This window comes from Psychrobacillus sp. (genome assembly GCF_056205495.1).
Map to the genome: position 1 here is coordinate 1 of NZ_JBAEAP010000222.1, position 4,721 is coordinate 4,721.

General features: G+C 39.4%; 5 protein-coding genes and 2 tRNA genes. 3 read left to right on the top strand and 4 right to left on the bottom strand.

Going from position 1 to position 4,721, the window contains the following annotated elements; genetic code table 11:
- Positions 1-57 precede the first annotated feature (57 nt).
- The 3 genes from AC06OU_RS06345 to AC06OU_RS06355 all read right to left on the bottom strand — a co-directional run bounded on the left by AC06OU_RS06345 (position 58) and on the right by AC06OU_RS06355 (position 622).
- Positions 58-134, bottom strand: a tRNA-Met gene (locus AC06OU_RS06345).
- A gap of 68 nt (positions 135-202) precedes the next feature.
- A tRNA-Ser gene (locus AC06OU_RS06350) sits at positions 203-295 on the bottom strand.
- A 183-nt stretch (positions 296-478) separates the two neighbouring features.
- On the bottom strand, positions 479-622 hold the full coding sequence (locus AC06OU_RS06355; RefSeq protein WP_475854719.1) for a hypothetical protein: 144 nt from the start codon (positions 620-622) through the stop codon (positions 479-481).
- A 162-nt stretch (positions 623-784) separates the two neighbouring features.
- Between AC06OU_RS06355 and AC06OU_RS06360 the strand changes: the two genes are divergently transcribed.
- Both AC06OU_RS06360 and AC06OU_RS06365 read left to right on the top strand, forming a co-directional pair.
- Complete coding sequence (locus tag AC06OU_RS06360) at positions 785-2,317, top strand: DEAD/DEAH box helicase (protein ID WP_475854721.1); 1,533 nt, start codon at positions 785-787, stop codon at positions 2,315-2,317.
- 29 nt (positions 2,318-2,346) lie between these two features.
- A complete protein-coding gene (locus AC06OU_RS06365; protein WP_475854723.1) occupies positions 2,347-3,123 on the top strand; it encodes a YqhG family protein in 777 nt (258 codons plus the stop codon).
- Positions 3,124-3,169: 46 nt separating this feature from the next.
- Here AC06OU_RS06365 and AC06OU_RS06370 read toward each other — a convergent pair whose 3' ends face one another.
- Positions 3,170-4,288, bottom strand: a complete 1,119-nt coding sequence (locus AC06OU_RS06370; protein WP_475854725.1) for an NADH-dependent flavin oxidoreductase — start codon at positions 4,286-4,288, stop codon at positions 3,170-3,172.
- Between the two features lie 157 nt (positions 4,289-4,445).
- On the opposite strand from AC06OU_RS06370, the gene AC06OU_RS06375 reads away from it, so the two are divergent.
- A partial coding sequence (locus AC06OU_RS06375; RefSeq protein ID WP_475854727.1) for an HAD family hydrolase occupies positions 4,446-4,721 on the top strand: 276 nt, incomplete at its 3' end.

Here is a 4,721-nt window from a genome sequence, read left to right on the forward strand (position 1 = left end):
ACCGGCGATCTCCTGCGTGACAGGCAGGCATGTTAACCGCTACACCACGGGACCATTTGGTTGCGGGGACAGGATTTGAACCTGTGACCTTCGGGTTATGAGCCCGACGAGCTACCGAACTGCTCCACCCCGCGACAATAATATATGTTGAAATTTAAATCAACTATTCTTACATTATACTACAAATTTCATAAAAAATAAATGGAGGAGGAAGAGGGATTCGAACCCCCGCGCGGTATGACCCGCCTGTCGGTTTTCAAGACCGATCCCTTCAGCCGAACTTGGGTATTCCTCCGTAAAATGTTACTTCTAAAGCAACAAGACAAGATATAATATACCATGTCTAAAAGAAATATGCAACCTCTTTTTTCTGATAGAAGACATTTTAACCTATCTTTGGTTGTGTTCCTCTATGAAACATTCTTCTACACCAAGCAAATTAGAAAGTCAGGTGGCAATCTTTATACGAAAAGTCATTTTAACGTTCTATTAATATCGAGCAAACGATTAAATCTAATAATCGGACGGTTCTAGTCAATAATCGGTCGGTTTTGGAAGGAAATCGGTCGGTCAGCACAAATAATCGGTCGGTCGGCACAAATATGCGGTCGGTTTCAGACAATAATCGGTTGGTCCCACTAAACGTTTATGAGGAAGTACGAAGACTTGTATAGTTTAAAAATTCACTGGAAAATTCTTTTTATAGTAATATTCTTCAAAAAAATCATACACACCTCACATTTGGGCAATCTAAGAAAAATGATTTGCTGTGAGGTGTTTTTTTATGTTGATTGAAAGGTCGTCTTCCTGGAAGGAAGGCTTTACAAAAAGATTAGAAAATGAAGAGCCGTGGGATAATTGGAATCTTTATAATATGAGTTATGACATAGTGAAAAATAATCTGATAACAGAGTTTACGGGACTTCAGTCTCCAAAGTATTTACCAAATCTTCAAGCATTAAACCACCAATTAGAGGTTGCTCGAACAGTAATCGAGCGGATGAATGGAAAGGCAATCTTAGCGGATGAGGTAGGTCTTGGTAAAACGATAGAAGCAGGCTTGATATTAAAAGAGTATATGGTGCGAGGACTAGTAAAAAAAGCTTTGATACTTGCCCCTGCTTCCTTGATTAATCAATGGGTAGAGGAGATGAATTTTAAATTTCATATACCTGCCATTCCATACAAAAAGAGTTATTCCCTTGACCACAATGACATTGTCATCATGAGCATGGATACAGCTAAAAAAAGTCCGCATAAAGAGCTTATATATGCTCAAAATTATGACATGATCATCATTGATGAGGCACATAAGCTGAAAAACCATAAAACGAAAATATATGAATTCGTCCAGGGGTTGAAAAAGAAATTCTGCTTGTTGTTAACAGCTACGCCTGTTCAAAATGATGTATTTGAGTTATTTTATCTTGTTTCTTTATTGAAGCCAGGTCATTTGGGTAACTACGAGACATTTCAGGAGTCGTTTTCTGCAAGTAAGCATAGCTTAGAGCATGATGAGTATTTAAGAGAGCTCGTCAATCAGGTAATGGTTAGAAATAGAAGGCAGGATACAGGGATTGAGTGGACAACTCGTCAGGTGAAAATCATTCCAATCGAATTTACGAAAGAGGAAAAGGAAGTCTATGAAATGATTTCCGATTTAAAAAATGTTTCCTCCGTCTTTTCTGGTGCTTTTTCTATGATTACCCTTCAAAAGGAAATGTGTAGCAGCAAGGAAGCAACTTGTTTAACGCTTAACAACATGGTTGAAAAGTGTACGAACCAAGAAGAAATTACTTATGTACAAAGCTTGATGGAAAAGCTCATGTCACTAGAGATGAACTCAAAGGCGGAGAAGGCGTATGAAATTATTGCTGAGGCAGATGACAAGGTCATTATTTTTACCGAATATCGTGCAAGCCAAATTTATCTGCAATGGTATTTAAGTACAAAAGGAATTTCGAGCGTTTTATTCAACGGGAAGTTCAATAAGAACAAGCGTGATTGGATGAAGCACTTGTTCAAGGAGCAGGCACAGGTATTAATAGCTACTGAATCGGGTGGAGAAGGGATTAACCTTCAGTTTTGTCATCATGTAATCAATTATGATCTTCCATGGAACCCGATGAAACTGGAGCAACGAATAGGACGTGTCCATAGGTTAGGGCAGGAGCATGATGTCCATATTTATAATTTAGCTATTCAGGACACGATTGAGCAGCATATTCTAGATTTGCTTTACACGAAAATCGATGTATTCGAAAAAGTAGTCGGTGAACTGGACGATATATTAACGACCTATAAAAAAACAATATAGTACAAACAGGGTAGGGAAGGAGGGTATGCATGTACCCAAAACAAGTTCACGACTTTTTACTTCAATTTTTTAAAGAAAATAATTGTCCTATTCTAAGCGAAAATGACCATTACGTTGTTGTTCAATTGACAGAAGAGATGGATAAAAAGCTGATGAACCGTCCGTATTATTGGCAGTATGTAGAAGCAACTGGCACTGAGCCAAGTCCGATGCAGCTTACCTTTATCACAGATAAAACAAAGCTAAAGGAAGACGTCAAGGGAGAGGTTATTCACTTTGGCTCCAACAGGCTTAGTCAAATGTTCAAGGCTGTGCAAGACCTTGGCTCCTTCGTCCATATGTACGAAAAAGTTAAAAGTGATACACAAGTGATCTTTACTCCATGGCTTGGGGTCAACTACAAGGTGACCTATTATAGTGATCAAACGAAAGAAACGTTCTATTCTCTAGGGATAAACCTAATGACAGGAATCGTTCGAGAGGATTTCCATGAATCGATAAAAGAGATTAGCTTCGATGTGGATATGCCTGACAATGTTTTTAACCTGCCCTATATTATAAAGCCTTTACGTGGCTTAGAGCGTCTGGATGCTCTAATTGATGGAGTGATTGCTAATGACGATCATACTTGGGCTGAAGAAGCAAAGGAACGTTTACGGAGGAGTCTGGAAGTGCTGGAGTATTTCTACGACGGTGTGGATGACAAGCCTGAATGCTATGAGATGGAAAAAAAGGCTCTTGAGGAACAGTATGCAGCTCGTGTGGGAATAGAAATTATCAATGGCGGTCTGTTTTATATGAAGTGAAAAATGGCTCCAGAGATTTAATCTCCGGAGCCCATTTTTATATATATTAGTCGGCTACTTTAAACCAACCTTTAACTTGCATGATTTTATCCCATAATGGATTAGGGATATCTAACTCCTCTTTTTTGCTTACATAAACAGCTGGAAAGATGGAGTCGTCCTCTCCTTTTTCCATTTTAGAAAACCACTCGGGATCAGTTATTAATGCGCGCCCAATTGCAACAAGAGGTGTAACATGTAATGCTTTCTCAATGTCTTCTCTAGATTCCAAGGTTCCAACGCCAATCAAAGGTACCTTGTCACCGATCGCCTCTTGAATAAGTTCAATACGTGGTGTGGTATCACTTTCGTCTCTATTAGAAGATCCAAAGAAGTGCCCTAGAGACACGTGAAGATAATCAAGGTCTTTTTCAGCCAATACACGTAAAAGCTTTAATGTATCATCCATTGTGAAGCCTGGATCCTGATATTCCTCTGGAGAAAAGCGATAGCCTATTATAAATGGCTCCTTTGTATACTGCTTAGCAGCGGTTTGAACCGCATCTACAATTGCCAACGGAAATGTCATCCGCTTCTCTAGGTTCCCACCCCATTTGTCAGTTCTACGATTGGAATGTGGAGAGAAGAACTGGTGAATTAAGTAAGTGTTCGCCCCATGGATTTCTACTCCATCGAAGCCTGCTTCAATGGCTCTGCGGGTTGCTTCTTTAAAAGAGGCAATGGTCTTTTCAATCTCTTCCTCTGTCATCTCTCGTGGTACTTCTGCATTGTCACGAGGTGCTGCAATAGCACTTGCAGATACTGGTTGTTCACCGTTTAACACCCTCGAATTCGATTGTCGTCCAGCGTGGAAAATCTGAAGGATGGCTTTTGCTCCATTATTTTTAATAGCACTAGCCAGTTTCTTGAGGCTAGGTATTCTCTCATCCGATTCAGCACCTATTGAATACTCAAACCCAGCACCAAGTGGCTCTGCATAAGCGCAAGCGGTGATAACCGCACCAATCCCACTTTTAGCACGACGAGCATAATATATTTGTTCATCTTCTGAGACATCTCCATTTTTCTCTGAAGAATAAGTAGTCATGGGAGCCATTAAAATTCGATTTTTTAATGTAACCCCTGATGGTAAAGTGTATGCATCGAACATAGAAGTATTTTCCATTAAATAACATCTCCCTTATATTAAGTCACCTATATATATACCCTAAAGGAATGCTTTTCAAAATCAAAATAATTGGCTTGAAATCTCTCCAAAGGAAGGTTTTTACTTGTTAATTGTAGAAGATTATCTATAACGCGTTAGGGGGGAGGGAACCTATGTGATTCAGGCTGTGTTATTTGATTTGTATGAGACACTGATCACGGAATGGGAAATGGGAAAAAGGAAAGCAAGTTATTCTGTAGAACCAATTGGTTTGGAGGAATCGATTTATAAAAGGGAATGGCATGCGAGAGTTAATGACAGAATGGATGGAACATATCCGGATCACCCAAGCGTTTTGAGAGAGATATTGAAGGAGGCAGGTTTACCTATTGATGAACAGGCCATCCAACTAATACATAATGACAGGGCATTCGTTAAATCGGTAGCCTTT